Annotated in this window: 23 protein-coding genes; 8 read left to right on the top strand and 15 right to left on the bottom strand. The window is 72.2% G+C overall.

Annotated features, from left to right (window positions below; translation table 11 throughout):
- The 3 genes from ACWER9_RS25840 to ACWER9_RS25830 form a co-directional block, all read right to left on the bottom strand.
- Positions 1-3,202: ATP-dependent helicase (locus ACWER9_RS25840; protein WP_452304264.1), on the bottom strand; the 3,202-nt coding region annotated here is incomplete at its 3' end.
- A gap of 171 nt (positions 3,203-3,373) precedes the next feature.
- A complete protein-coding gene (locus ACWER9_RS25835; RefSeq protein ID WP_452304263.1) occupies positions 3,374-3,919 on the bottom strand; it encodes an LOG family protein in 546 nt (181 codons plus the stop codon).
- Positions 3,919-4,785 (bottom strand): LOG family protein, encoded by an 867-nt coding sequence (locus ACWER9_RS25830; protein WP_452304262.1) that lies wholly within the window; start codon positions 4,783-4,785, stop codon positions 3,919-3,921. Before ACWER9_RS25830 ends, ACWER9_RS25835 begins: the two co-directional genes overlap by 1 nt.
- 154 nt (positions 4,786-4,939) lie before the next feature.
- Between ACWER9_RS25830 and ACWER9_RS25825 the strand changes: the two genes are divergently transcribed.
- Positions 4,940-5,107, top strand: a complete 168-nt coding sequence (locus tag ACWER9_RS25825; RefSeq protein ID WP_452304261.1) for a hypothetical protein — start codon at positions 4,940-4,942, stop codon at positions 5,105-5,107.
- A 44-nt stretch (positions 5,108-5,151) separates the two neighbouring features.
- Here the strand turns inward: ACWER9_RS25825 and dapE are convergent, their stop codons facing one another.
- A complete protein-coding gene (gene dapE / locus ACWER9_RS25820) occupies positions 5,152-6,225 on the bottom strand; it encodes a succinyl-diaminopimelate desuccinylase (RefSeq protein WP_452304260.1) in 1,074 nt (357 codons plus the stop codon).
- A gap of 78 nt (positions 6,226-6,303) precedes the next feature.
- Here dapE and dapD point away from each other — a divergent pair, with 78 nt between their 5' ends.
- On the top strand, positions 6,304-7,263 hold the full coding sequence (gene dapD, locus ACWER9_RS25815; RefSeq protein ID WP_452304259.1) for a 2,3,4,5-tetrahydropyridine-2,6-dicarboxylate N-succinyltransferase: 960 nt from the start codon (positions 6,304-6,306) through the stop codon (positions 7,261-7,263).
- 51 nt (positions 7,264-7,314) lie between these two features.
- Here the strand turns inward: dapD and ACWER9_RS25810 are convergent, their stop codons facing one another.
- The gene (locus tag ACWER9_RS25810; RefSeq protein ID WP_452304258.1) at positions 7,315-10,665 is read right to left on the bottom strand and encodes a S8 family serine peptidase; all 3,351 of its coding nucleotides are present in this window, start codon (positions 10,663-10,665) and stop codon (positions 7,315-7,317) included.
- A gap of 137 nt (positions 10,666-10,802) precedes the next feature.
- On the opposite strand from ACWER9_RS25810, the gene ACWER9_RS25805 reads away from it, so the two are divergent.
- Positions 10,803-11,360 carry a sugar O-acetyltransferase gene (locus ACWER9_RS25805; RefSeq protein ID WP_452304257.1) on the top strand — a complete coding sequence of 186 codons (558 nt, stop codon included), beginning with the start codon at positions 10,803-10,805 and terminating at the stop codon, positions 11,358-11,360.
- Here ACWER9_RS25805 and ACWER9_RS25800 read toward each other — a convergent pair.
- From ACWER9_RS25800 to ACWER9_RS25790, 3 genes are read right to left on the bottom strand one after another with little or no spacing between them, the layout of a single operon-like run.
- Entirely contained in the window at positions 11,357-12,004 is a 648-nt protein-coding gene (locus ACWER9_RS25800; protein WP_452304256.1) for a nucleoside/nucleotide kinase family protein, read from the bottom strand. The genes ACWER9_RS25805 and ACWER9_RS25800 overlap by 4 nt on opposite strands.
- Entirely contained in the window at positions 12,004-12,654 is a 651-nt protein-coding gene (locus ACWER9_RS25795; protein WP_452304255.1) for an SIMPL domain-containing protein, read from the bottom strand. The genes ACWER9_RS25800 and ACWER9_RS25795 overlap by 1 nt, the downstream gene beginning before the upstream one ends.
- A gap of 10 nt (positions 12,655-12,664) precedes the next feature.
- Positions 12,665-13,684, bottom strand: coding sequence for a prephenate dehydrogenase (locus ACWER9_RS25790; protein WP_452304254.1), 1,020 nt, complete (start codon positions 13,682-13,684; stop codon positions 12,665-12,667).
- A gap of 228 nt (positions 13,685-13,912) precedes the next feature.
- On the opposite strand from ACWER9_RS25790, the gene ACWER9_RS25785 reads away from it, so the two are divergent.
- Entirely contained in the window at positions 13,913-15,754 is a 1,842-nt protein-coding gene (locus ACWER9_RS25785; RefSeq protein WP_452304253.1) for a M48 family metallopeptidase, read from the top strand.
- Positions 15,755-15,802: 48 nt separating this feature from the next.
- Here ACWER9_RS25785 and dapC read toward each other — a convergent pair whose 3' ends face one another.
- Both dapC and fdxA read right to left on the bottom strand, forming a co-directional pair.
- Positions 15,803-16,906, bottom strand: coding sequence for a succinyldiaminopimelate transaminase (dapC, locus tag ACWER9_RS25780; protein ID WP_452304267.1), 1,104 nt, complete (start codon positions 16,904-16,906; stop codon positions 15,803-15,805).
- Positions 16,903-17,229 (bottom strand): ferredoxin, encoded by a 327-nt coding sequence (gene fdxA, locus ACWER9_RS25775; RefSeq protein ID WP_007464872.1) that lies wholly within the window; start codon positions 17,227-17,229, stop codon positions 16,903-16,905. The genes dapC and fdxA overlap by 4 nt, the downstream gene beginning before the upstream one ends.
- A gap of 79 nt (positions 17,230-17,308) precedes the next feature.
- On the opposite strand from fdxA, the gene ACWER9_RS25770 reads away from it, so the two are divergent.
- Positions 17,309-18,280: a GNAT family N-acetyltransferase gene (locus tag ACWER9_RS25770; protein ID WP_452304252.1), complete on the top strand. Its 972-nt coding sequence runs from the start codon at positions 17,309-17,311 to the stop codon at positions 18,278-18,280.
- Positions 18,281-18,450: 170 nt separating this feature from the next.
- Here the strand turns inward: ACWER9_RS25770 and ACWER9_RS25765 are convergent, their stop codons facing one another.
- The 3 genes from ACWER9_RS25765 to mshB form a co-directional block, all read right to left on the bottom strand.
- A complete protein-coding gene (locus ACWER9_RS25765) occupies positions 18,451-18,915 on the bottom strand; it encodes a hypothetical protein (protein WP_452304266.1) in 465 nt (154 codons plus the stop codon).
- Between the two features lie 83 nt (positions 18,916-18,998).
- Positions 18,999-19,451, bottom strand: a complete 453-nt coding sequence (locus tag ACWER9_RS25760) for a hypothetical protein (protein ID WP_452304251.1) — start codon at positions 19,449-19,451, stop codon at positions 18,999-19,001.
- Positions 19,448-20,374: an N-acetyl-1-D-myo-inositol-2-amino-2-deoxy-alpha-D-glucopyranoside deacetylase gene (gene mshB / locus ACWER9_RS25755; RefSeq protein ID WP_452304250.1), complete on the bottom strand. Its 927-nt coding sequence runs from the start codon at positions 20,372-20,374 to the stop codon at positions 19,448-19,450. Before mshB ends, ACWER9_RS25760 begins: the two co-directional genes overlap by 4 nt.
- A gap of 86 nt (positions 20,375-20,460) precedes the next feature.
- Between mshB and ACWER9_RS25750 the strand changes: the two genes are divergently transcribed.
- A complete protein-coding gene (locus tag ACWER9_RS25750; protein WP_452304249.1) occupies positions 20,461-22,605 on the top strand; it encodes a prolyl oligopeptidase family serine peptidase in 2,145 nt (714 codons plus the stop codon).
- A gap of 129 nt (positions 22,606-22,734) precedes the next feature.
- Positions 22,735-22,965 carry a DUF1737 domain-containing protein gene (locus ACWER9_RS25745; RefSeq protein WP_452304248.1) on the top strand — a complete coding sequence of 77 codons (231 nt, stop codon included), beginning with the start codon at positions 22,735-22,737 and terminating at the stop codon, positions 22,963-22,965.
- Between the two features lie 104 nt (positions 22,966-23,069).
- On the opposite strand, the gene ACWER9_RS25740 is transcribed toward ACWER9_RS25745, so the two are convergent.
- Positions 23,070-23,231 carry a hypothetical protein gene (locus ACWER9_RS25740; protein WP_452304247.1) on the bottom strand — a complete coding sequence of 54 codons (162 nt, stop codon included), beginning with the start codon at positions 23,229-23,231 and terminating at the stop codon, positions 23,070-23,072.
- Between the two features lie 174 nt (positions 23,232-23,405).
- On the opposite strand from ACWER9_RS25740, the gene ACWER9_RS25735 reads away from it, so the two are divergent.
- Positions 23,406-23,906, top strand: coding sequence for a hypothetical protein (locus tag ACWER9_RS25735; RefSeq protein WP_452304246.1), 501 nt, complete (start codon positions 23,406-23,408; stop codon positions 23,904-23,906).
- Between the two features lie 208 nt (positions 23,907-24,114).
- Here the strand turns inward: ACWER9_RS25735 and ACWER9_RS25730 are convergent, their stop codons facing one another.
- The gene (locus tag ACWER9_RS25730) at positions 24,115-25,857 is read right to left on the bottom strand and encodes an ABC transporter substrate-binding protein (protein ID WP_452304245.1); all 1,743 of its coding nucleotides are present in this window, start codon (positions 25,855-25,857) and stop codon (positions 24,115-24,117) included.
- Positions 25,858-25,914 lie beyond the last annotated feature (57 nt).

Genomic DNA, 25,914 nt, shown 5'->3' with positions numbered 1-25,914 from the left:
AGTGGTTGATGCGGATCACCGCGTACGGTGACCGGCTGCTGGACGACCTGGACAGCCTGCGCCCGGCCTCGTCGACCTCCAGCCGGTCGACCCGGCCGGTCAGGTCGACGGGCCGGGTCGGGTCGTCCAGACGGACGGCGAACTCGTGCTCGATGGCGAGCAGCCGACGCGGGTTGGTGGCCAGCCAGCGCAGCAACTTGTCGACCATCGCCTCGGCGCGTTCCCGCTCCGGACCGGCCATCCACCGGGCGGCCAGCTCGATCGCGTCGAACCGGGCGGCCACGTAGTCGAGCAGCGCGCCCCGGTCGGCGCTGGCGTCCTCGGCGAGCATCGCGGCGGCGTGCACCAGATTGCCCACGCCCTGCGCGGTGCTCGTCGGGCCGCTGCCACCGTGCCGTTCCAGCAGCCACCGCAGGCTGCACCGCAGCGCGCTCTCCATTGCCGACGGGGTCACCCGCACCGGGTCGCCGTCGTCGACGAGCGGCCGGTCGTCGGAGAGCACGCGCAACCCCCACCAGTCGTCGGGGTGCGCGCCGGGCACCCCGGCGGCCGCGAGCCGGGCCAGCTCGGTCGCCGCGGCGCGCCGCCGGGCCGCCGGGGCGGCCGGGTCGGTGATGGCGGTACGCAGCTCCGCGACCAACGCCGGCAGGGTGAGCGCCCGGGGTGGACGGGTCACCGGCAGCGCCCCGGGCCGGTCCGGCTCCTCGTCCCCGGTCTCGCCCGCGGCGGTGCCCCCGGTGCCGCCGCCGGACGGCTCGGTGCGGGGACCGGGCGGCGGGCCTGGCGGGGTGGGCGGGGTGGGCGGCGGGCCCGGCGTGCTCGGTGGCGTGCCCGGCGTACTCGGCGGCGGGGTGCTCGGGCCCAGCTCGTGCAGGAACCGGCTGGGCTGCTCCTCGTGGTCGTCACCGCCGACGGCGGCCGATGCCACGGCGCTGACCAGCAGTCGGTGCCGGGCCCGGCTGACGGCGACGTGGAAGAGCCGGCGCTCCTCGTCAAGCAACGCCGAGGTCTGACCCACCACGTTCGCCGCGGTCGCGCCGTCGACAGACCGGCCGGCCAGCACGTCGACAAGCCGCTCGGAGCCGAGCAGGCTGCCGCGCAGGCGCAGGTCCGGCCAGATGCCCTCCTGCACGCCGGCCACCGCGACCAGATCCCACTCCAGGCCCTTCGCGGCGTGTGCGGTGAGCAGGCGTACCGCGGCACCCCGGTCGGCGGTCGGGGCGATGGTGTCGGCCGGCAGGTCCTGGGCGAGCACGTGGTCGAGGAAGACCTCGGTGCGGGCGCCCGGCAACCGGTCGGTGAACCGGGCCGCCGCGTCGAAGAGGACCAGCACCGCGTCCAGGTCACGGTCGGCCGCCTCGGCCCGCCGTCGCCGGGCCAGGTCACCCTCGCCGGCCTCCGGACGCCCCTGGTTGATCGCGCCGGCCCACCGCTCAGCGAGACCGCTGCCGTGCCAGACGGCCCAGAGCACGTCCTCGGCTGTCGAGCCGGGCCGGGCGGCGGCTTCGCGTGCGATGGCAAGCAGCCCGGCCACCGCCTGTGCGGGCTCCGCCCAGCGCCGGTCGATGCCCCCCAACTCCTCCGGGTCCTGCAACGCCTCGACGATCAGATCCCCCGAGGGGCGGCGGTCACCGCCGGCCAACGCGAGCGCCCGCAGGCCCTGCCGCAGCCGCCGCTCGGCCAGCGGGTCGGCCCCGCCGAGCGGCGAGTGCAGCAGCGCGACGGCCGCCTCCTCGTCGAGGCGTTCCGGCTCCAGCGCGCAGCGCAGCAGAAGCAGCAGCGGCGCGACCGCCGGTTGCAGGTGCAGGGGCAGATCCTCACCGTGCACCACTGTGGGTACGCCGGCAGCGTGCAGCGCCCGGCGCAGGGTGGGCAGCTGCAACGCGGTGGACCGCACCAGCACCGCCATGCGTGACCAGGGCACACCGTCGAGCAGGTGGGCCGAGCGCAGCGCGTGGGCCAGCCAGGCGGCCTCGCTCGTCGCCGAGCGGAACGTGTGCACCTCGACCACCCCGGGCGGCGCGTCCGGCAGGGGGTGCAGTCGGCGGTGCGCGGCCGGACCCCGTAGCCGGCGACCCAGCCGGGCCACCGCGGCGAGCAGACCCGGGCCGGCCCGGTACGACGTGGTCAGCAGCACCTGTGCGGCCGGCGCACCGGAGACCGTCCGGAAGCGGTGCGGGAACGTCGCCACGCCGGCGGGATCGGCGCCCCGGAAGGCGTACGTGGAGGAGTCCGGGTCGGCGAACGCGACGAGCGACTTGCCACCGCCGGCGATGACCGAGAGCAGCTCCAGCTGGGCGGGGTCGGTGTCGGCCAACTCGTCGAGGTAGACGTGGGAGAGCCGGCGGCGCTCGGCGGCGAGCAACTCCTCGTCGTCGCGCAGCAGCCCGGTGGCCGCCCGGACCAGTTCCGCCGGGTCGTACGCGATGGAGCCCCGGTTGCTGACGTCGCGCAGCGCGAGCACGGCGACGTACTCCCGGAGGAAGCGGGCTGCGGCCGGCCAGTCGGCGCGGCCGAGCCTCTCACCGAGCCGGGCCAGGTCGATCGGGCCCACGCCGCGCTCGGCGGCGCGCATGAGCAGGTCGCGCAGTTGACCGGCGAACGCCCTGGTGCGCAGGGCGGGGCGCAGGTCGGTCGGCCAGCCGACCGGGTCGTCCTCGGGCTCCTCGCCCACCACGTCCAGCAGCTCACGGATGATCAGATCCTGCTCGGGGCCGGTGAGCAGCCGGGGCGACGGTTCGCCCCGCTCGGCGGCGGCGCGGCGGAGCAGCCCGAAGGCGTACGCCGGGAAGGTGCGCACCAGCGGCTCCCGCAGCACCCGGTGGCCGTCCTGCGCGATCCGGGCCTCGATGCGCTGCCGCAGCGCGGTGGCGCCTCGGCGGCCGAAGGTCAGCACGAGGATCCGTTCGGGGTCGGCGCCCTCGGCCACCCGGGCGGCGACCGCCTCGACGAGGGTGCTGGTCTTGCCGGTGCCAGGGCCACCGAGCACGAGCATGGGCCCGTCGGTGTGCCCGACGACCTCGGCCTGCACCGGATCGGCCCGCCAGCCGCCGCCGGCCAGCTCGGGCCCGGCCACCCGGTCGGCTCGCCCGGACGCGCTGACACCACCGCCGGACGTGCCGGGCACGGAAGCACCGTCAGGCGTCGCCTCATCCCCCCGCGCCGACCCCCCGGGCCGCCGCACCAACCGGTACGCCTGCATCAGCTCATCTCATCAGACCCATACGACACCCACCCACCCAAACCCCACCCACCCACCACCGCCCCCGTCGATCATGGAGTTAGCGACGCGACACGCCGCCGGGCCTGCCGCCAACTTCACGATCACCGCGGGCACAGGCGCGGGCGCAGGCGCGGGCCGGGGGCGGTCAGGTCAGGTCAGGTGGGATTCCAGGACGTCCAGGGCCTCGGCGACGGTGGTGGTCACCGTCAGGAGGTCGCGGCCGGCGGGCTTGAGGAAGGTCTGGTCGGCCAACGCGTCGAGCCAGTCCAGCAGGGGACGGTAGAACCCGTCGGTGTCGATCAGCACCATCGGCTTGACGTGCAGGGCGAGGGTGGCGGTGGTCCAGACCTCGAACAGCTCGTCGAGAGTGCCCAGCCCGCCGGGCAGGGTGAGGAACGCGTCCGACTTGTCGATCATCAGCGTCTTGCGGCTGGCCATCGAATCGGTCACCAGCAGCTCGTCCGAGGCCAGGTCGGCGACCTCCAGATCGACGAGCGACTGCGGGATCACACCGAGGGTGCGCCCACCGGCGGATCGTGCGCCGTCCGCAAGCGCGCCCATCATGCCGACGCAACCACCGCCGCTGACAAGCGTGTGCCCGCGCCGGGCCAGCTCCGCGCCGGTCTCGGCGGCCAGGTCCAACCAGCGCTGATCGAGGGTACGAGAGGAGGCGCAGAAGACGCAGATCGCCGCCATCAGTCGTGGTCCCGAGGCTGCTCGGCGGCCTGAACGGCTGCGGCCCGCTGGTCTGCGCCGGTGCGGGCGACGGCCTCCTCGCGGACCGCCTCCTGCTCGGCGGAGAGCGCGGCCTCCGCCGCGACGATGTGCCGGACCGCCTCGTTGACGTCGTCGGTGAGGCAGATCAGGTCCAGGTCGACCGGCCCGATCTTGCCGGTGGCGGCCATCGTGTCGCGTAGCCACTCCAGCAGGCCCTGCCAGTAGGCGACGCCCATCAGCACCACCGGGAACCGGGTGACCTTGCCCGTCTGCACCAGGGTGAGCGCCTCGAACAACTCGTCCATGGTGCCGAACCCGCCCGGGAGCACGACGAACGCCTGGGCGTACTTGACGAACATCGTCTTGCGGGCGAAGAAGTAGCGGAAGTCGATGGCCAGGTCGACCCAGTCGTTGATGCCCTGCTCGAAGGGAAGCTCGATGCCGAGCCCCACGGAGAGCCCACCGGCCTCGCTGGCGCCCCGGTTGGCGGCCTCCATCACCCCGGGCCCACCTCCGGTGATCACCGCGTAGCCGGCTCGGGCCAGCGCGCCGCCCAACCGCTCGGCCAGCTGGCACTCGGCGCTGTCCGGTCCGCTGCGCGCGGAGCCGAACACGCTGACCGCCGGGGGCAGGTCGGCGAGGGTGTCGAAACCTTCGACGAATTCGGCAAGGATGCGCAGCGCACGCCAGGCGTCCTTGGTCTTCCAGTCGCCCCGCCCCCGTGAATCCAGCAACCGCTGGTCGGCGGTGCTGCTCGGAATCGCCCCTCTGCGCAGGGTGACCGCACCGCGATGCCGCTCCTGCCCCGGACCGCGACCGGCCTCCCGCCCGTTGCTCTGGCTCATGGGGCAACCGTAGTGGAGCAGCACCTGTCGGGTGCGCGGGGCGGGGACGCCGAGAAATTGTTCGCGATCAAGGGCAACTATTCGGCTCTCCCGTACGTCTTACTATTCACATACCGGGTATGCCCCGGCGCGCGCCTTCGGGGGAGGAGACAGCGTGATCAGCAACAGCGAGATGCTCCGGATCCGTCGCCAGATGCAGCGACGGATCCACGATGTGGTGGCCGAACGCCGCCGCGCCCGTCAGCAGAACCCGACCCCCAGCGCCCCCACCCCCTCCGGAACCGATCAAGAGGTTTGCGTCGCCGACAACGGGCCCGGCTGACGCAAACCTCTTGATCACGGGCGGGCGTGGGGAGGGTCAGGGGGTCAGGCGGGGGCCAACCAGCGGTGCAGGGTTGCCGCACCGTCGCGGATCTTGCTGATCTCGACGTGCTCGTCGGGGTGGTGGGCGAGGTTCGGGTCACCCGGGCCGAAGTTCAGCGCGGGGATGCCCATCGCCGCGAACCGGGCCACGTCCGTCCAGCCCAGCTTGCCGATCGGCGCGGCGCCGACCGCCGCCAGGAACTCCTTCGCCGGGGCCGCGTCGAGCCCGGGCGCGGCACCGGCAGCCGCGTCGGTGACCGTCACCTCGAAGCCGGCGAACACCTCCCGCAGGTGCGCCTCCGCCTCGGCCGGGGTGCGGTCCGGGGCGTACCGGTAGTTGACCTCGACCGCACAGTGGTCGGGGATCACGTTGCCAGCCACCCCACCGTTGATCCGCACCGCGTTCATGCCCTCGCGGTAGTCGCAGCCGTCGATGGTGACCCGACGGGCCTCGTACGTCTGAAGGCGTCGCAGCACCTCACCGGCGGCGTGGATGGCGTTCACCCCGTGCCAGGAGCGCGCCGAGTGGGCGCGTACGCCGGTCGTTGTGACCACCGAGCGCATGGTGCCCTGGCAGCCCGCCTCGACGATGCCGTACGTCGGCTCCAGCAGCACCGCGAAGTCCGCCCGCAACCACTCCGGGAACGCCTGGGCGACGAGGTTGAGCCCGTTGTACTGGGACTCGATCTCCTCGGCCTCGTAGAAGAAGTACGTCACGTCGTAGCGCGGCTCGGGGAGCGTCACCGCCAGGTGCAGCGCGTACGCCGTGCCGGACTTCATGTCGGAGGTGCCGCAGCCGTACATCAGGTCGCCGCGCATGGTGGACGGAAAGTTGTTGTTCAACGGCACCGTGTCGAGGTGCCCGGCCAGCACGACACGCTGTGACCGACCGAGGTCGGTGCGTGCCATCACCGTGTTGCCGTGCCGGTGAGTGGTCAGGTGCGGTACGCCCCGCAGCACCTCCTCGACGCAGTCGGCGATCGCCTTCTCGTTCAGGGACACGGACTCTATGTCGACCAGAGCGCGGGTCAGCTGCACCGGATCGGCGAGGACCTCGGGGGTAAGCGGGTTCTCCATGGTTCGCACGGTACCTTCAGGTCTGTCAGCGCGAGGAGCGAGCCGAGGTCAGCCCGGCCGTGACCGAGAGGTGTAACAGTGACGTCCGCAGATTCCGCCTGGGGCATCGGCCTGGCTACGGTGACCGCAGACGAGCAGGTGCTCGACACCTGGTACCCGACCGGCAAGTTGGGCCTGGGTGAGCTGCCGCTGGTCGCCGGCGAGGACAAGGCGGACGTGCTCGACCTGCCGCCGGCCGCGCTGGGTGACAGGTCCCTGCCCGGTCTGCGTACCGTGCAGGTGGTCACCGTGATCGGCTCGCTCGACGACCCGATCAAGGACGCGTCCGACGCGTACCTCAGGTTGCACCTGCTCTCCCACCGCCTGGTGCGACCCAACGAGGTCAACCTGGACGGCATCTTCGGCAAGCTGGCGAACGTGGCCTGGACGTCCGCCGGACCGTGCCCACCGGAGCGGGTGGACGAGCTGCGGGTGATCGAGCGGGCCGCCGGCCGCCACCTGGCGGTGTACGGGGTGGACAAGTTCCCCCGGATGACCGACTACGTGGTGCCGTCAGGTGTGCGGATCGCCGACGCCGACCGGGTGCGCCTCGGCGCGCACCTGGCCGCTGGCACGACGGTGATGCACGAGGGCTTCGTGAACTTCAACGCCGGCACCGTCGGCACCTCGATGGTCGAGGGGCGGATCGTGCAGGGCGTGCTTGTCGGTGACGGCTCCGACATCGGCGGCGGCGCGTCGATCATGGGCACCCTCTCCGGCGGCGGCACCGACAAGATCAGCATCGGCGAGCGGAGCCTGGTCGGCGCGAACGCGGGCGTCGGGATCTCGCTCGGCGACGACTGCGTGGTCGAGGCCGGCTGCTACATCACCGCCGCGTCGAAGATCACGCTCCCGGACGGTCGGGTGGTCAAGGCCCGGGAGCTGTCCGGCGTCGACGGCCTGCTGTTCTGGCGCAACTCGGTGACCGGCGCGCTGGAGGCGAAGCCGCGCACCGGCCGGGGCATCGAGCTGAACGCCGCCCTGCACGCCAACGACTGACGGACCCGCCGGGTCCGCGGCGTTCGGCCGCGGACCCGGACGGGGTACGCCTCAGCGCAACCGGTACGCCTGGATGATCCTTTGGGTCACCGTGTTGCCGGCGGTGTCCCAGGCGGTGGCCCGCAGCGACACGTAACCGTTGCCGGCCGGGTGCCGCAACAGTGCCGACCAGCCGTCGGCCGAGGTGCGGACCAACTTCGCCCTGACCCAGGTCTTCCCGCCGTCGTACGAGACGTCGACGGCGAGCTTCTCCACCCGGGCGGCCGGAGCGCCCGGCTGCCGCTGCACCCGCACCGGGACGACGAAGCCCTGACCGGCCGGAGCGCTGTTGTCGACCCGCAACTGCGGCGCGAAGCGCACCACCGACAGGGGCAGCCGGGCCGGAGTTTCACCGGCGACGTGCCGCGATCGGAAGGTCCAGCTGGATTCCACCTCGGTGCTCAGGTCGGTGAGGCTGCGCTTCGACGACGTGACGAGCCGGTAGTCCGCCTTACCCGGTGGCACGGCGAACTCCCCGTAGCCGGCGTACTCGCTCTCGCCGACCAGCTTGCCGTTGCGCCAGAGCGTGGTGTGCTCGCTGTCGCTCAGCGAGCCGCCCGGGTGCCCGGCGGCGTCGCTGAAGATCGGCACGTCGACGATGACCGTGTCGCCGAGCCGGGTGACGCTCTGGTGCGGCCAGCGCGGGTTCGGGAAGGACGGTGCGAACGGCGCCTGGTTCCAGACCTCCCGCACGGTGCGCCCGGCCCGGTACGCGGTGGGGGTGGAGAGGAGCACCGCCTGCGCGTTCAGCCAGCCGTCCTCGTCCACGGTCCCGAAGAAGACCTCGGACTCCCACTTCACACCCTTGGTGTTGTAGTGCTCGACCCGCTGGCCGGGCACGACGGTGGGCAGGACCACGGCGGAACCGCCGACGTTGTACTCCAGCACGGGGAACACGATCCGCTCGGCCGCCATGCCCGAGTAGCCACCGCCGAACTGGTGCACGACGGTGGCCAGGTCCCGTCGGGTGTAGTCGCGGACGAACCCGGTGGGCATCCGGCCCGGGATCGCTTCGGCCAGCGCGTACAGGTACGGGCTGTTTGCCGGGTCCGGCGTGGTCCACTGGCTGCTGACGGTGGCGACGAAACGCTCGTCGGAGATCCGCTTGCCGAGTTGACCGCTGGTCAGCCCGGTGAACGTCTCCGCCCAGAGCCCGATGCCGTACCCGCTGCCGTCGTCGGCCGTGAAGTTGCCGCTGACGTCGATGAGTGTCGGGACGGCGGTCCGTTCCGGAATCGTCGTCCGCACCGGCTTGGCTCGGCGGGCGTCCACCACGATCCGGGTGTCCCGGTCGACCGCCACTTCGGGCTGCGCCAACAGGGACATCGGGCGCTGTTCATCTTCCGGACCGGGCTCGAAGACGAGGGCGCTCAGGCCGTAGTGCCCCTTCGGCACCCGCACCGTGGCCACCCCGTCGGAACTGACGAGGTCCCAGGAGCCGTAACTGTCCATCCCGACCAGGATGGTCCAGTGGTCCGCGGTGCGCGCGCCGGCGCGGTCCAGGTGCTCCACGGTGAGCGTGTAGCTCTCCACCTCCCGGTTCACGGCCAGCGGGGTGACCGCGACCGCCGCACCGGATCGGGCCACGATCCGCCCGGTCCAGTAACCGTCGGCGTCGCCGAGCCGGGTGTCGGTGGTCACGGTCGTGGCGGCCGTGCCGCCTGCCGGCACCGTGAGGTGGTCGGCGCCCAGGTGGAACAGGCCGGCCGGCAGCGCCCGACCGCCGGGGCCGGCGCCCTCGATGCTCAGCTCCAGGGTGACCGGGGCCGGGCCGTCGTTGCGCCAGGTCACCGTGCGGGTGATCGGGGCGTCGTCAGTGTGCGGCCAGAGCGTACGACCGAACGAGACACTGACCGGGTCGGTGGTGACCTGCTGCGTGATCGCGTGCGCGACGTCGACCCGGCCGGCACCCTGCTGGTACGCGGTCTGGTCCGGGTGCGGCTTCGCGGCGGACATCAGGGTGGCCTTGAGCCGGTCGGCCCGCCATCCGGGGTGCTGCTGGGCCAGCAGCGCGGCCGACCCGGCCACGTGCGGGGTGGCCATCGAGGTGCCGGAGAGCGTGACGTAGCGGTCCCCCACCGGGTCGCCGATGACGCCGTTCGCGGACTTCGCGGCGACGACGTCGACGCCGGGTGCGGTGATGTCCGGCTTCAACGCGTCGTCACCGACTCGGGGGCCCCGGCTGGAGAACTCGGCCAACTCGTCGTCGCGGTCCACCGCGCCCACGGCGAGCCCGGCGTCGGCGCTGGCCGGGGAGCCGACCGAGCCGTCCATGCCGTCGTTTCCGGCGGCGAGGACGAAGAGCGTGCCGGTCTGCGCGGTCAGCGTCTGCACGGCCTCCTCCACCGGGTCCACCTCGGGGGTGTCCCAACCGCTGAGGCTCATGTTGACCACGGCGGCCTTCTTCTCCACCGCGGCCCACTGCATGCCGGCGAGGATCGCCGAGTCGGTGCAGCCGGCGTCCTCGCAGACCTTGCCGTCAAGCAGTGTCGCGTCCGGTGCCACGCCCCGGTACTTGCCGCCCGAGGCGGCACCGCTGCCCGCGATGGTCGAGGCCACGTGAGTGCCGTGGCCGACCGTGTCCCGATCGTCGTCGACCTCGGTGAAGTTGCGCGCCTCGGCCACCTTGCCGGCCAGGTCCGGGTGGGTCGCGTCGACACCGGTGTCCAGCACCGCGACGGACACGCCCGCGCCGGTGAACCCGGCCGCCCAGGCGGCGGGCGCGCCGATCTGCGGCACGCTGTGGTCGAGGGTCACCCGTCGATGGCCGTCCAGCCAGATCCGCTCGACGCCCCCCGCCGCGTCGAGCCGGGCGGCAGCGGGACCTGTGGTGACCTTCTCCCAGACCGCACCGAGGGAGGACTTGTCGCTGTTCAGGGCGGCGCCGCGAATCACCGGCAGGTCGCGGGTCACCCGCGTGCCGGGCAGAGCGGTGGTGGCACGCCGGGCGGTGCCCGTCGAGCCGTACGCCACAAGCAGCGGCAGGGTGTTGCGGTGGGCGTCGTCGTAACCCGCCTCGACCAGCCCGGTGACGTCGAACAGTCGCCGGTCCACCCGGCCCGAACGCAGCAGCGGCAGCGCGTCGGTCGGCGTCACCGTGAGGCGACCGCGCTCGCGCTGGACCAGGAACTGCACGTCCTCGCGGCCGGCGCCGGGTCGGACCGAGGCGCCGGAAGCGGTGACGGTGACCCGGTCACCGGTGATCAGCGTGACGGTGGCCGAGCGTTTGGCGACGGGTCCAGCCGGAGTGGACTGTGGGCCGGTGCCGCCGGGTGCGGCGGGTGCGGCAGAGGCGGGAGCCGGCGCGGTGAGCGCCAGCGCGAACACGAGGCCGAGGGCGGCCAATCTTCTTCCCTGGTGCAACGGATCCTCCTCGTGAAGCGTTTGAGGTATGGGGAGTCACATTGACAACCCAGAATTGCATACTGGGTATGCAAAATGAAGGCCGAAAAATGACGGACCTGCCACGAGCCGACGAACCGGGCCGGCATGATCGGCCGGTGACCTCCATGAAGGACAAGATGCTCGCCGGCGAGCCATACATCGCCGACGATCCCGAGATCATCGCCGACCTGGCCCGAGCCGCCCGGTTGATGGAACGCTTCAACACCAGCCCCGCGGCCGACCCACCCGCGCGGATCGCGGCACTGCGGGAACTCCTCGGCGAGCTGGGCGAGGACACCTGGGTCCGCCCACCGTTCCACTGCGACTACGGCTGGCAGATCCGGATCGGCCCGCGCAGCTTCGTCAACTACAACGCCGTCTTCCTCGACGTCGCCCGGATCACCCTCGGCGCGGACGTCCAGGTCGGCCCGAACGTCCAGCTACTCACCCCGACGCATCCGGTCGAACCCGGCCCGCGACGGGACAAGTGGGAGGCGGCCAAGCCGATCACCATCGGCGACAACGTGTGGCTCGGTGGTGGCGCGATCGTGCTGGCCGGCGTGACGATCGGCGCGAACACCGTCGTCGGCGCGGGCGCGGTGGTCACCCGTGACCTGCCGGCGAACGTGGTGGCGGTCGGCAACCCGGCCCGGCCGGTCCGCGAACTCGGCTAGACGGTCGGGGGCTCCGACAGGCGGACCACCAGGTCGGCCCGGTCGGCGGTGGGGACGATCAGCGCGGCGTTCGACTCGTCGCTGCCGAGCGCCCACGCCCGCGCCTGCTCCGGAGACCGACCGAACGCCTCGTGCCGGGCGGTCAGCCGACGGTGCCGCACCTCGGCGTCCAGGTCGAGAAACCACGCCTCGTGCAGCAGCGGCCTGATCTCCTGCCAGGGGAAATCCCGCAACAGCAGGTAGTTGCCCTCGGTCACCACCAGCCGGACCGACGGCAGCACCTCGATCGCGCCGGCCACCGGCTCCTCCAACTCCCGGCGGAACTCCGGCGCGTAGACCGAGGTCGGCTCCAAACGGTGCAACCGGCGCAGCAGCGAGACATACCCGTTGGCGTCGAAGGTGTCCACCGCGCCCTTGCGGTCCGCTCGGCCCATTCGGACGAGCTGCGACTGGGCCAGGTGGAACCCGTCCATCGGCACCAGACAGGCCGCCGACCCGACCTCGGCGACGATCCGCTCCGCCAGGGTGGACTTCCCGGCACCCGGCGCACCGGCGATGCCGAGCAGCTGTCGCGGGCCGGCCTCGGCAAGCGCCATCGCCCGCGCCACCAGGTCGTCGACGGCGAGCACCTCGGCCGCCGGCATCAGCCAAGCACCGGGTCGCTGATGGTGAACCTCGCCTGCACCGCCGCCTGCACGGTCTGCGGCTGTGGGTCCAGCTCGATCTCCGGCGGGCCACCGCCCGCGCCGCCGCCTCCGGCGAAGGCCGCACGGGCGAACATCGGCCGGTCGGCGGGGCTTGCGTCGGCCAACTCGATCAGCGAGGTGACCCGTGCGCCAAGCGCCTCCGCGTACTCCCGCGCCCGCAGCAACGCGTCGTTGATCGCGGCGTGCCGGGCCGCACGGTGGGCGGGGCTGTCCGGACGAAGCTCCCACCACGGGCCGGCCACCTCGACCTGGTCCTGGTCGGCGAGCCGGAGCATCAACTCACCGAGCGCGGTGAAGTCGGTGACCGTGACAGTCGTGGTGACGCTGCCGTGCCAGGCGACCACCCGCTCGCCCGAGCGCCGGGTCTCCGGCCGTACCCGCAGGTCGCCGGTCTCCCGCCGGGCCACCGCCGGGCCGGAGCCGTCCAGTAGCACCCGCACCGCCGCGGCCCGCTCGGCCAACCGGGTCAGCGTCGCCTCCCGGTCCCGGTCACGGGCTGTCGCGGTGACCGCGAACCGGGCCAGCTCGGGCGGCACCTCCCGGTACGCCTCGCCGCGCACCTGCACCACCGGACCGTCCACCGCCATGTCCCCCAGCCTAGTCAGCCACCGGGCGTCGCGCCGTGTAGGAGACCGTGTCCGCGTCGACCCGCAGGCCGGTCAGGTGGCCGCCGGCCACACCCAGTTCCCACAGCCAGGACACCTCTGCCGCGTGGTCACCGCCGGCCGGGAACCGCCTGTCGTCCGCATCGAAGCGCCGGTCCCACAGCGCCACCCGGGAGGCTCGTGCCTCGTCGTAGCGCGCGGTCAGCGCCGGGGCGTCCTCGGCACGCAGCGCGGCGGCCAGGTCGTCCAGGAACGCGGTGACCTCGGCCAGCTCACGCAGCACCCGGTCCCGGTTGCCGAGCAGCATGTTCGCGGTCCGGTCGGCAGGTGTCCCGGCGACCCGGGTGCCGTCGGAGAAGCTGCCGGCGGCGAGCGCGAGGACCGCGTCGCGCAGCGGCGCACGGTGCACGGCGCCGGCAAGCGCGCCGGCCAGCAGGTGCGGTACGTGCGAGGCGAGCGCCGCAGCCGAGTCGTGCTCGGAGGCGGACATCGGCACCACCCGGGCCTCGAAGACCTCCACCAGCAGCTCGGCAAGCCAGCGGAACGCGGTGGTGGCCGAGCCCGGCGCCGGGCAGAGCACCCAGGCCGCGCCGGTGAGCAGGTCCGGCCGGGCGGCCGTCAAGCCCGCCCGGTCGGTGCCCGCCATCGGGTGACCCGGCACGAACCGGTGCGTCAGCCCCTGCGCGGCGGCGAACGCCGCCACCTGCTCCTTGGTGCTGCCGACGTCGGTCAGCACGCACCGCTCACCGGTCATCGCCGCCACCTCGACAAGCGTCGCCGGGAGGGTGGGCAGCGGCCCGCAGAGGAAGACCACGTCGCGGTCGGCCACCGCCTCGACAAGCCGGTCCGGTGCGGGTACGCCGGCACGGCGGGTCTCCTGCCGGGTGGTCTCGTCCGGGTCCCACCCGACCACGTCGATGCCGGCGGCGTACATCCGGAGCAGCACCGAACCACCGATCAGGCCGGTGCCCACCACCGCCGCCCGCACCCGCGTGCCTGGCCTGTCCACCATCCGCGCACCTCGACGTTCCTGCTGGGGTGCGGGGCCGCGGCGACCCCGACCAGGTCCGGGCCGAGGATATCGCCCGCTGCCGTACGGCCCCCTCCCGCTGTGCCGATCACGTCGACCGGAGATCTTCTGAGGCCGGCCCGGAAGGAGGTTGTCCACTTCAGATCAGCGTCGTACGGTCCGCTCCGCCGCCCGCCGATCCGCTGCGGGCGATCAGCGGAAGGAAAAGAAATGTCCGCGACATACCGGGCGCTCGCCTCGGTGGTCATGTTGATCGGCTTCTACGTCGTCGCGCTCCTCCAGCTCGCCGCCGTCGCCGCGCTCGGGGTCTGGCTGTTCGGCCACACCAACGGACTCGTCACCGGCAAGCTGCTGCTACCCCTCGTCGTCGCGCTCGGCGCGGTGGCGGTCGGGCTCTGGCGGGCGATCCGTACGAAGAACGAACCGGCACCTGGCCTGGTCCTCGGCGAACGCGACGCGCCCGGCCTGTGGGCAGCGGTACGCGAACTGGCGACCGCGGTCGGCACCCGCGCCCCGGACGAGATCCGACTCGTGCCCGAGGTGAACGCGGCGGTCGCCGAGCAGAGCCGACTGCTCGGGCTGCTCGGCGGACGACGCACCCTCTACGTCGGTCTGCCGCTGCTCCAGGCGCTGCGGATGGACCAGCTGCGCTCGGTGCTCGCACACGAGCTGGGCCACTACTCCGGCAAGCACACCCGGCTCGGTGCCGTGGCGTACCGGGGTCGGCTGGCCATCGCGGAGACACTGGAGCGGATCAGCCCGCGTAACCCGATCGGTTGGGTCTTCAAGGGTTACTCGAGGCTCTACCTGGTGGTGGACAACGCCGCGTCACGGCGTCAGGAGTTGGAGGCCGACCGGTCCTCCGTACTGCTGGCCGGGCCCGAGGCCGCAACCTCCGCGCTGCGTGCCCTGCCGGCGCTCGACGCGGCGTGGGGTTTCTTCATGCGCCGGTACGTCGAGCCAGGCTGGTCCGCCGACCTGGCGCCGGACGACCTCTTCGGCGGCTTCGCCCAGTTGCTGCGCGGCCGGCAGGACGAGATCGCCTCGTTGAGGGATAACGCCCCCGACCGGAAGACGTCGCCGTGGGACACCCACCCGCCGATCGGCGTCCGGGTCGCCGCCATGGCGGGCCTACCGGCGGGAGCGGCCGCGTCCGACGACCGGCCGGCCGCGCTGCTGCTCGCCGACATCGACAGCGCCGGGAGGCAGTTGCAGGGCATCGTCGTCGACCACGGCCACCGTCAGGTGCTGCCCTGGCCGCAGTTCATCGCCGCGGCGGTGGCGGCCGGCGTGCAACGCCAGGCGGACGGCGTCTACCGGGCGGCGGGGCGCTTCACCGGCGTCACCGGGCCGGGCCTGTCGACGGTGCTGGACCTGGTACGCGCCGACCGCCTGGGTGAGTTCGCCGAGCAGTACTTCGACGACACCACCCGCGAGGAGGCCGCCGCCCGGTTCGCCGGGCCGATGGAGACGCTGCTCGTCAACGCGGCCGTACGCTCCGGCCAGGCCCACTGGCAGCTCTCCTGGTCAGCTCCGGCCCAGCTCGTCGGCCCGGACGGGCAACCGCTGGACCTCGCCGAGATCGCCAAGCTGGCAGTCGCGCCGCAGACCCTGGACGTGGCGTTGGCCCGTCTGGCCGAGTTGGGCGTCGACCCCTCGGGCGCGACGGTCGTGGAGGACCGGGTCTCCGGACGGAACGCCGACCTGATCGGCGCGCTGGCCAACATCAAGATCGACGGTACGGAGCACGACGTGCTGATCCTCGACCGCGGGTTGGTCCTGATCGCCGACCCCGGCAAGGCCAGCCAGGGCGAGAAGCGGCTACGCGAGCTTGTCGGCTCGGTCCCGGTCGCGGAGCTGGCGGCCGGGAACACCTTCCTGCCGTACGAGGAGATCGTCTCCGTGGACGTCAAGCGGGAGGTGCCGCTGAAGGCGGAGCTGACCGTGCACGGCGGCCGGGTGCTCGCCCTGCAGGAGCTGATGGCCAGCGAGCTGCTGGAGAAGCAGAGCCGCAACACTCTGCTGCGGGTCTTCCGTCAGATCAGCGAGTGACGCCGTCCGGGCGGTCGGCCCACCGGCTCGACCGCCCGGACCACACGATCAGGCGAGGCGCGCCGCGACGCCGGCGATGTGCTCGTCGGTCTCGGTCAACGCCACCCGGACGTACTGCCCGGCCGTCGGGCCGTAGAACACGCCGGCGGCGACCAGGATGCCCCGACGGGCCAGCCAGTCGACGGTCTGCCAGCAGGCCTCACCTCGGGTCAGCCAGAGGTACAGGCCCGCCTCGGAGTGTTCGACGGTGAACCCGGCGCCGGTAAACGCCGCGGTGAGCACCTCCCGCCGGGCGCGGTAACGCTCCCGCTGCTCCTCGGCGTGTCGCTCGTCCTCGAGCGCGGCCACCATCGCCGCCTGCACCGGCGCGGGCACGATCATGCCCGCGTGCTTGCGGACCTTGAGCAGCTCGGCGACGAGCGCCGGGTCACCGGCGACGAAGCCGGCCCGGTAGCCGGCGAGGTTGGACCGCTTGGAGAGCGAGTGCACGGCGAGCACCCCGGCATAGCTGCCCCCACTGACCTGCGGGGACAGCACCGAGACCGGCTCCGCCGACCAGCCCAGCGGCAGGTAGCACTCGTCGCTCGCCACCACCGCGCCACGTTCGCGGGCCCAGTCGACCACCTTGCGCAGGTGCGCCGCGGGCAGCACCCGCCCGGTCGGGTTGCCGGGCGAGTTGACCCAGACCAACCGGACGCGCGAGGTCGGCCCGACAGACGTGAGCGAGTCGGTACGGACGACCGTGGCACCGGCCAGCCGGGCACCGTCCTCGTACGTGGGGTACGCGATCGACGGCACCACCACCACGTCACCAGGGCCGATGCCGAGCAGTGTGGGCAGCCAGGCCACCAGCTCCTTCGAGCCGATCGTCGGCAGCACACCGAGACCGTCGACACCGGCGCCACAGGCTCGGGACACCCACGCCGCGATCGCGGCCCGCAGCGCCGGGGTGCCGGCGGTCAGCGGATAACCGGGAGCATCGGACCCGTCAGCCAGCGCACGCCGGATCACCTCGGGCACCGGGTCGACAGGCGTACCCATGGAGAGGTTGATCATGCCCTCCGGGTGCGCCGCAGCAAGCGTGGCTGCGGCGTCCAGGGTGTCCCAGGTGAACTCGGGCAGTCGCGACGAGACCGGCGCGGGCCGGTTCAGTGGCCCTCGCCGCGCGGCGGCTGCGCGGCGACGAAGGTGGCGTCCTTCTCCACCTTGCCGATCTTCGAGGCGCCACCGGGCGAGCCCAGGTCCTCGAAGAACTCGTAGTTCGCGCCGGTGTAGTCCTTCCACTGCTCCGGGACGTCATCCTCGTAGAAGATCGCCTCCACGGGGCAGACGGGCTCACAGGCACCACAGTCGACGCACTCGTCGGGGTGGATGTAGAGCATCCGGTTGCCCTCGTAAATGCAGTCGACCGGGCACTCCTCGATGCATGCCTTGTCGAGCACATCTACGCACGGCTCGGCGATGATGTAGGTCACCGGTCTTCTCCTCCGCAAGACTCGCCGCGATCTCCCGCGACGGTAAGAGCCTAGTATCTCGCCGGGGAGGGGGTCGATCGTGCTCCGACAGCAGGATGTGGGACACCGAATCGTGGTCCGCCGGATTGTAGGCATTCGTGAGGGTCGCCCGTTATTCTCCGATGCCCTCGGCGAGCTTGTCGAACTGAGCGAGACTCATCTCACGCTCGCCACCGCGCAGGGGCGGCTGCGGGTCCCGGTGACACAGGTCCACCGCGCCAAACGCGTACCGCCGACCCGCCGGCCCACCGCCGCCGCGGTCGTGGCGCTGGAGCGGGCCGCCGACGAGGCCTGGCCGGCACCAACCCGGGGCCGGCTCGGCGACTGGCTGCTCCGGTCGGCCGAGGGCTGGACCGGGCGCGCCAACTCGGCGCTGCCGATCGGCGATCCGGACCGACCACTCGCCGCAGCGGTCGACGCGGTGGAACGCTGGTACGCCGAGCTGGGCCAACCCGCGCTGATCAACACACCGCTGCCCCTCGCCGCACCTGTCGGCGCCGAACTCGACGCCCGCGGCTGGAGCACCCGCCCACCGACGCTTGTGCAGACCGCGCCGCTCCCCCTGCTGGCGTCCACGGCCCCCGGCGGGCCGGCCGGCGAGTGGAGCGGTGCGACAGTCGAACTGGCCACCGCGCCGAGCGACGAGTGGCTGGCCGTCGCCGCCGGCCGCAAGGGCGGCCTCCCGGACGCCGCCCGGCACGTGCTCACCGCCGTGGACCAGGTCCGCTTCGCCCACGTGTACGCCGACACCGCGCTGGTTGCCGTCGGCCGCGGCACGGTGACCGGCCAGGGGCGCTGGCTGGGCCTCAGCCTGATCGAGGTCCTACCGGCGGCTCGCCGACAGGGATTGGCCCGCCGCGTGATCCACGAACTGGCCACCTGGGGCGCGGCGCGCGGCGCGACCCATGCGTTCCTCCAGGTCGAGCAGCGCAACGAGGCGGCCGTCACGCTCTACCAGCGGCTCGGCCTGGTCACCCATCACACCTACCTGACCAGAGTCGCCCCAAACTGACCCTCACCACCGGTCCCGACCAACGTCGCGGCCCGACGGGCTTGATCGACTCGGCCTTCAGGAAGTCGCGCTATCCCGACGCCCGCGACACCCCGACTTCACGGAAGCCGAGTCGATCAAGCGGCGTCCGCCAGCCACACACGGCCCAGACCGTCGGGGCCGGGCGCAGGTCAGCGGCGGACGACTCGGCGGGGCTTCGCGGCCTTCACCTCGGTGTACCGCTTGAGCTGCTGCGAGCGGTAGTCACGGCCGAGCGCGGTGAGCCCGAGGTAGCCGATCAGCACCCCGGCCCCGGTGGCGAGCAGGTAGAGCCAGATCTGGGCGAAGAAGGTCGCCGCACCGCCGGCGAACGGGTTGTGACCGACAAGCAGGGGGCCGACCAGCACGGTCAGCAGCAGCGCCACCGGCACCACGAGGGCCATGTCGGCGGCCCAGCCCGCAAGTGGCCGGCGGCCACCCCAGCGGAAGGCGACCACGGCGAGGATCAGCCCGATCACCGTGAACATCGCCAACGACACCCGGTCGGCGGCGGTGTCGTCACCCTCGAAGCCGAACCGGATGATCAGTCGGGCGACCACGTTGACCGCGAACAGCGCTGCTACGAGCACCCCGATGTCACGCCACCGCTTGTCCATCGCCGGACCCTCCTGCCGTACGTCCCGTCGCGGGGTTCGCATCCCTGGCAGGAATATCTACCACCCCGACCTGGGAGACGTCATCAGAGCATCTGCGGCTGCGGGGCGAGGATCTGCCGGAAGCCCATCACCGCGAAGGTCATCGCACCGGCCACGATCATCGCGAGGCCGACCCAGTTGTCGCCGGCCAGCAGCAGATCGCCCTCGCTGGTCCGGACGGCGGCCACCGCCATCAGCGCGAACCAGGGCACCGCCGGCAACGCCACCGCCCACCTGCGGCCGACCGCCTCGTACGCGAACCAGCTCAGCGCGATGTTGGCACCGATGGCCAGCAGCACGGACACGCCGATCAGTTGCCCGCCGACGCGGACCGTGGCGAGCAGCAGCTCCAGCACACCGGTCAGCACACCGGCGACGACCACGACGATCCCGCCGACCAGCCGCAGGCCCAGGTCCAGCAGTCGCGGCGGTGGCCCCTCCGGGGGCGGGGCTTCCTGCTCGTCCACGACCGTCACCGCTGCGGCCGGCAGCGTCACCGGAGACCCGCCGCCGCGACCGGGGAACGGTCCGGGGTGGTCTCCGTGGGCAGGCCGGCGAAGAGGTCGTTCTCCCAGCCGTACGGCCCGGCGCCCGGGCCCTTCTCGCCGACCGCGAGGGTGAAGTACTCCACGCCCATGAACTCGCCACCGAAGTTGCCGGCGATCGAGTAGAGCCAGGAGTTGGCCGGGATCTGGGTGGCGTGCGCCCGCATCGCCGCCTCCTTGGCGGCGTGCTGGTCGGTGCCGTCGATCTGGGCGGCGATCTGGGCGTCCGGGGTGCCGAAGGGCAGGTCGGCGATGTCCTCGATGCCGCCGAACGGGTTGTCGGAGGACTCCGCGAAGTGCGTCATGCCGGCCTCCAGGACGCTGAGCGGCATGGCCGTCCAGTAGACCTTGAGCGGGGCGCAGCCCTCGGCGGCGGCCAACTCGACGGCGCGCATGGCCACCCGGTGCGCCTGGATGTGGTCGGGGTGGCCGTAGAAGCCGTTCGGGTCGTAGGTGACGAGCACCTGCGGGCGTACCTCTCGCATGATCTCCACGAGATGCCCGGCGGCCTCGTCGAGGTCGGCCTGCCAGAACGCCCGGGGGTGTTCGTTCGTCGCGAGCCCCATCATCCCGGAGTCGCGGTAGCGGCCCGCGCCGCCGAGGAAGCGGTGGTCGGTGACGCCGAGCGCGGCGCACGCGGCGGCCAGCTCGGCGACCCGGTACCCCCCGAGCTGGTCGGCCTCGGCGGCGGCGAGCTGGGCCAGCGCGGGCACGTGGATCTCGCCCTCCTCGCCGAGCGTGCAGGTCACAAGCGTGACGTGCGCGCCGTCTGCGGCGTAGTGGGCCATCGTCGAGCCGGTGCCGATCGACTCGTCGTCGGGGTGCGCGTGGACCAGCAGCAGGCGGCGGTCGGGCAGCATCGTCACGACGGTCACTCTAACCGGCGGTTCGGCCCCGCTGACGCTGACGCGTCCGCCCAGGTCGGCCACATCACCTCCGCTCCGGCTCTACGATTTGGCGTGTGGACTTTCCGGAGCTGGCCGCCCGCACCCGCCGGTTCAGCCACGGCGCGCCACGCGCTGTCTCGGTGGCTGAGGACGGCTCCCGGGTGATCTTCCTGCGCTCCGCCGGTCCCGAGGATCCGGCGGACGCGCTCTGGCTGCTGGACGTGGGCACCGGTGAGGAGCGGCTGGTCGCCGACCCGGCGACCCTGCTGGGCGAGGACGGGGACGTCCGGTCCCTCTCCCCCGGCGAGCGCGCGCTACGCGAGCGGCTGCGGCTCAGCGCCGCCGGCATCGGCTCGTACGCGCTTGACGCGGCCGGCCGGGTCGCCGTGTTCGCGCTGGCCGGGCGGCTGTTCCGGGCCGATCTGGTGCACGGCGACGTGGTGGAGGTGGCGGCCGTCGGCCCGGTGCTGGACCCTCGTCCGGACCCCACCGGGCAGCGGCTGTCGTACGTGACGGACGCGGCCGAGGGCGTGCGCCGGGGTGAGCTGCGGGTGATCGACCCCGACGGCACGGACACCCTGCTGGCCGGCGAGGACGCCGGGGTGAGCTGGGGGTTGGCCGAGCACATCGCGGCGGAGGAGTTCGGCAGGTACCGGGGGTACTGGTGGGCGCCGGACGGCCGCATGGTGCTCGCCGCCCGGGTCGACGAGTCCCGCCTGGAGCGGTGGCACCTGCACGACCCGGCGCAGCCGGCGAGCCCGCCGACGGCCGTCGCGTACCCCCGGGCTGGTGGGCCGAACGCGGAGGTGAGCCTGCACCTGCTGGACCTGGACGACGGCTGGGTCGACGTGCACTGGGACCGGGAGACCTACCCGTACCTTGTTGGGGTCAGTTGGGGTGAGGGCAGTCCGTTGATCACCGTGCTGCGCCGATCGCAGCAGCACGGGCTGGTGCTCGCGGTGGACCCCCGGACGGGCGAGACGCAGGTGCACGCCGAGCTGGCCGACCCGCGCTGGGTCGAGCCGATCACCGGCACCCCGGCGCACCTGCCGGACGGCCGGGTGCTTGTCGGTGGGGAGTTGGCGCACGACGGGTACGACGCCCGCTGCCTGTTCGCGGACGGCACCCTGCTCACCCCGCCGTCGCTGTACGTCCGGCGGGTGGTGGGTCGGCTACCGGCCGCCACCGGTCCGGCCGACCTGCTGGTGGAGGCGAGCGACGGCGAGCCGAGCGAGCGGCACCTGTTCCGGATCCGCACCACGATCGGCGGTGGAGTGGACGCGCGTCGGCTCACCGCCGACTCCGGCTGGTACACCGCGGCGGTGGGCGGGGACGTGCTTGCCGTCGGCGTCGCGTCGCTGGACCATCCCGGGGTGCGCTGGACCGTCCGCCGGGGTGATCAGGAGATCGCCGAGCTGCGGTCGTTCGCCGCCACCCCGCCGTACTCTCCGCTGCCGTTGCTGGAACGCGTGACCGACCGGCGGCTGCCGGCGGCGGTGCTCTACCCGGACCAGCACGTGACGGGCCGGCGGTTGCCGGTGCTGCTGGACATCTACGGCGGCCCGGGGCACCAGGAGGTGGTGGCGGCGCGGGCCGCGTGGTTGGAGCGGCAGTGGTGGGCCGACGCCGGGTTCGCCGTGGTCACCATCGACAACCGGGGTACGCCGGGCGTGGCGCCGTCGTTCGAGAAGGCGATCCACCGGCGGGTCGCCGACGTGATCCTCACCGACCAGATCGACGCGTTGACCGCGCTCGCCGGCAAGCACCCGGACCTGGACCTGGAACGGGTGGCGGTACGCGGCTGGTCGTTCGGGGGGTGGCTGGCCGGGTTGGCGGTCCTGCGCCACCCGGAGCTGTTCAAGTGCGGGATCGCGGGTGCCCCGGTGACCGACTGGGCGCTGTACGACACCGCGTACACCGAGCGTTATCTGGGGTTGCCGGAAGACGGCCAGGACATCTACGCGCACCACTCGCTCGTCGAGTTGGCCGCCGAGCCGGTCACCGGGCCGGACCAGGCCCGCCCGTTGCTGCTGGTGCACGGGTTGGCCGACGACAACGTGGTGGCCGCGCACACGCTGCGCCTCTCGGCGGCGCTGCTGAGTTCGGGCCGGCCGCACGCGGTGCTGCCGCTGACCGGGGCCACGCACATGGCCGCGAACGGCACCGCCGAGCGGCTGCTCCCCCTGGAGCTGGACTTCCTCCGTACCCACCTGGGGTAGCTCCCCGGCCCTCCCCGGAAAGGGCTGCCGTGTCGGTGGCACGCGCTCAAGATCGTGCTCAAACAAGGTTCGAGTGGCTTCCCAGCGTCATATGACCACTCGATCCAGGATCGAGCGTGACCTTGAGCGATGGCTGCGGGAAGCGACAATGCAGAGGTGTCGGATCACACGAAGCCACTCAGCTACCGCCTCATCACCGGACCCGATGATGCCGAATTCTGCGCCCGCGTCAGCGCGCTCCTCGATCAGGGCTATCAGCTGCACGGGTCGCCGGCCCTGACCTCCAACGGCGGACGCGTCATCGCCGCTCAGGCGGTGGTGCTGTCGCCTCCTGTCGACCCCGAGGCAAGCGCCAGGTAGAGGCGCTGAAGAGCTCGACTTGCTCCGTACGACACAGCTGGCGGGCCGTCGGCGCATCGACGGGTGCGCGGGACCGATGTGTGGCTGGGCGGCTCGGGGCGGCCTCAGTCCGATCCCCCGCCACCGCCACCGCCGGTGTCGAAGTTCGCGGCGTCGCCGAGGGCGGCGTTCTCGCCGATGGCGTTGGAGTGCCGGTCGGGAACCCCTCGGCCCCGCTGGAAGATGTCGCGATTGGGGCGCCGCGCGCTGCGTCGGATGGCGCGCATGGCGACTCGCGCGGCCTCCGCCTTCTCCTCGGCGCTGAGGGGACGAGGCCGCCCGCGGCACCGGCCGGCACGTTCGTCGTGCTGAGGGGCGACTGGGTGCCGGCATGTCGATGCCCGGACGGGGATGACCGACGGCCTGTGGTCCTTCATTGACAGGCCCAGCACTATGGACCCATGGTTCGAGGATCGGACCTCGGGTGGTGGGGTAAGCACCCCTACGTCTACATGATGTTCACGACCACCGCTGCGGTGGCGTGCTGGACGACCGTGCTCGTGGCCACGTTCGCGGTCCCGGAGGCGGCCATCGGCACCGCGTTGTGCGGGGCGCTCTTCGGCGTTCTCATGACGGTCGCCGCTGTCTATGCCTGGCACTGGCTGCTCAGAGGCCGACATCGCGACCGTCGTGCCAACGACAGGACGCGCTGGCAATGGGACATGGCGCTACTGCGGGCCGGTTGGGTGTTCCTCTGGCTGATCTTCCTCGGGCTGCTGACGGCGACAGTTGCCAGTCTCGTCGCCGACGATCCGCCCCGCGAGCAGGTGATTCCGCTGGCGATCGGCACGGTGGTCGCGGGCGCCTTCGTGCTGGTGCCGTCCGCGCGTCGACGGCTCACCGGCTCTGCGCTTGAGCACTGGCGATCGCCCGATGGCCGTATCCGCCCACCGCGCAAGTAGCCGCCATGCTCACGAGGCGAACGCTCGACCAGCACAACACCGTGCCCGAGTAGAACGCTTCTCCAGCTCGGGTTTCAGGAAAGCGCGGGGTCGGGGCGGCCAGGACACCCCGGTTTCCTGGAAGCGGAGTCGATCAAGGGGCTAACCACAGGAGGGCCCCCTCCCGACGGCGTTGTCGGAAGGGGACCCTGCTGGTCTGCGGTGAGTCTTACGGCTTGACGTGCGCGTTCACGAAGGACGGGTAGCCGAAGACGCTGGAGATGAAGATCCCGCCGGCCTTGGAGCCGTGCACGTTGTAGGCCACGTCGACGTAGAGCGGCACGACCGGCGCGTACTCCTTCATGATCCGCTCGTCGAGCTTCGCCCACTCCGGGCCCTGGTCGGCCGGGGCGAGCGCCAGGATGCGGTCCATCTCGGCGTTGACGGCCGGGTCATTGAAGTAGGACTGATTGCTGTTGCCCTCGGCCTTGATGGTGCGGCCGTCGTAGAGCACCGGCAGGATCGACGCCCCGCTGGGCCAGTCGGCCGCCCAGTTACCGATGTACAGGTCCCACGGGTTGTTCTTCTTCTTGATCTCGTCGAGCTTGGCGTCGTCGGAGATGTTCCGCAGCGTGATCTTGAAGCCGGCCCGTTCCAGGTTGGCCTTGAGCTGGGCGCCCTGCTGCTGCTCGGTGGAGTTGTCGGCGACGCCGAGGACCAGCTCCGGGGTCTTTCCGCCGAGCAGTTCCTTGGCCTTGTCGACGTTGCCGTTGGCACCCGCCGGGTACGCCTCGTACGCCTTGTAGCCGATGGTTGCCGGCGGCATCAGCGTGGTCAGCGGCGCGGCGACGTTCTGGCCGCCGAGCGCCTTGACCATGCCTTCGCGGTCGATGGCGTAGTTGAGCGCCTGCCGGACCTTGAGGTCGGTGACCCGCTGGTTGTTGATGACGAGTTGGTTGGCGCTCGGCGTCGGGGAGAGGATGCTGCGCGACTTGAGCGACGCGTCACCGGCGACCTTGGCGACAAGCGAGGCCGGCACGGTGTTGAAGGCGAGCGCGCTCTGGTCGGCGCCGTTGTCGGCGATCACCCGGTTGTTGGCGGCGTCCGCGGTCGGGCCGAAGCTCCAGACGAACTGGTCCGGGTACTGGTGCCGGACCGGGTCGGTGTTCGGGTCCCAGTTGGGGTTGCGGTCCAGGGTGATCTGCACGCCGACCTGGTTCTTGGCGACCTTGTAGGGGCCGGACGAGAACGGCTGCTTGTCCACGTTGATGCCGGTGTCCTTGTCGGCCGGCAGCGGCGCGGTGGTCGGCAACGAGGCGGCGAACGGCAGGTCGCAGCGGGGCTTGGCGAACTCGAAGCGCAGCGTCTTCGCGTCCGGCGTGGTCAGGCCGGGCGGCAGCGACGTCTTGTTCTTCTTGAAGTCCCACGCGGTGTCGAACTGCGCGGTGTCGGCGAGCCACTCCTGGATGTAGGTCGGGCCGCCGGACAGGTCGGGGTCGAAGGACCTGGCGATGCCGTACGCGATCTCCTTGGAGGTGATCGGCCGGCCGTCCTCGAACTTCACCCCGTCCTTGATCGTGAATTCCCAGACCTTGCAGTCGTTGTTGACGTTCTTGCCCGGGGTCTCGGCCAGGTCACCCACCAGGACCAGGCCACCCTTGCCGTCGTCCTTCCAGGTGGTCAGGTAGCGCGACCAGAGGGGGTTGGCCATCAGGCCGGCGAACGAGTACGTCCGCTGCGGGTCCAGGTGGGAGATCGGCGACTCCCGGATGACGCTGAACGTGCCGCCCTTCGCGGCGCCGCTCACCTCGGCGGCCGGCCCCTGTGACTCCTTGGGGTCGGTCGCGATGACGCCGGTCTGCTTCCGCTCGGTGTCGACAGTGGTGCCCTCGCCCGTGTTCTTCGAGCACGCACCCAGCGCCACCACCAGAGCTATCGCGCCGCCTGCGGCAACCGCCACGCGTGGTCTCATGAAGTACCCCCTTCACCCATGTGCCGTGCGGTTTCGTCGGGGCGAGAACCACCGACG

This window comes from Micromonospora sp. NPDC003944 (assembly GCF_053605225.1).
The sequence above is the reverse complement of the archived record's forward strand: the minus strand, read 5'-3'. Positions and strand labels throughout refer to the sequence as shown.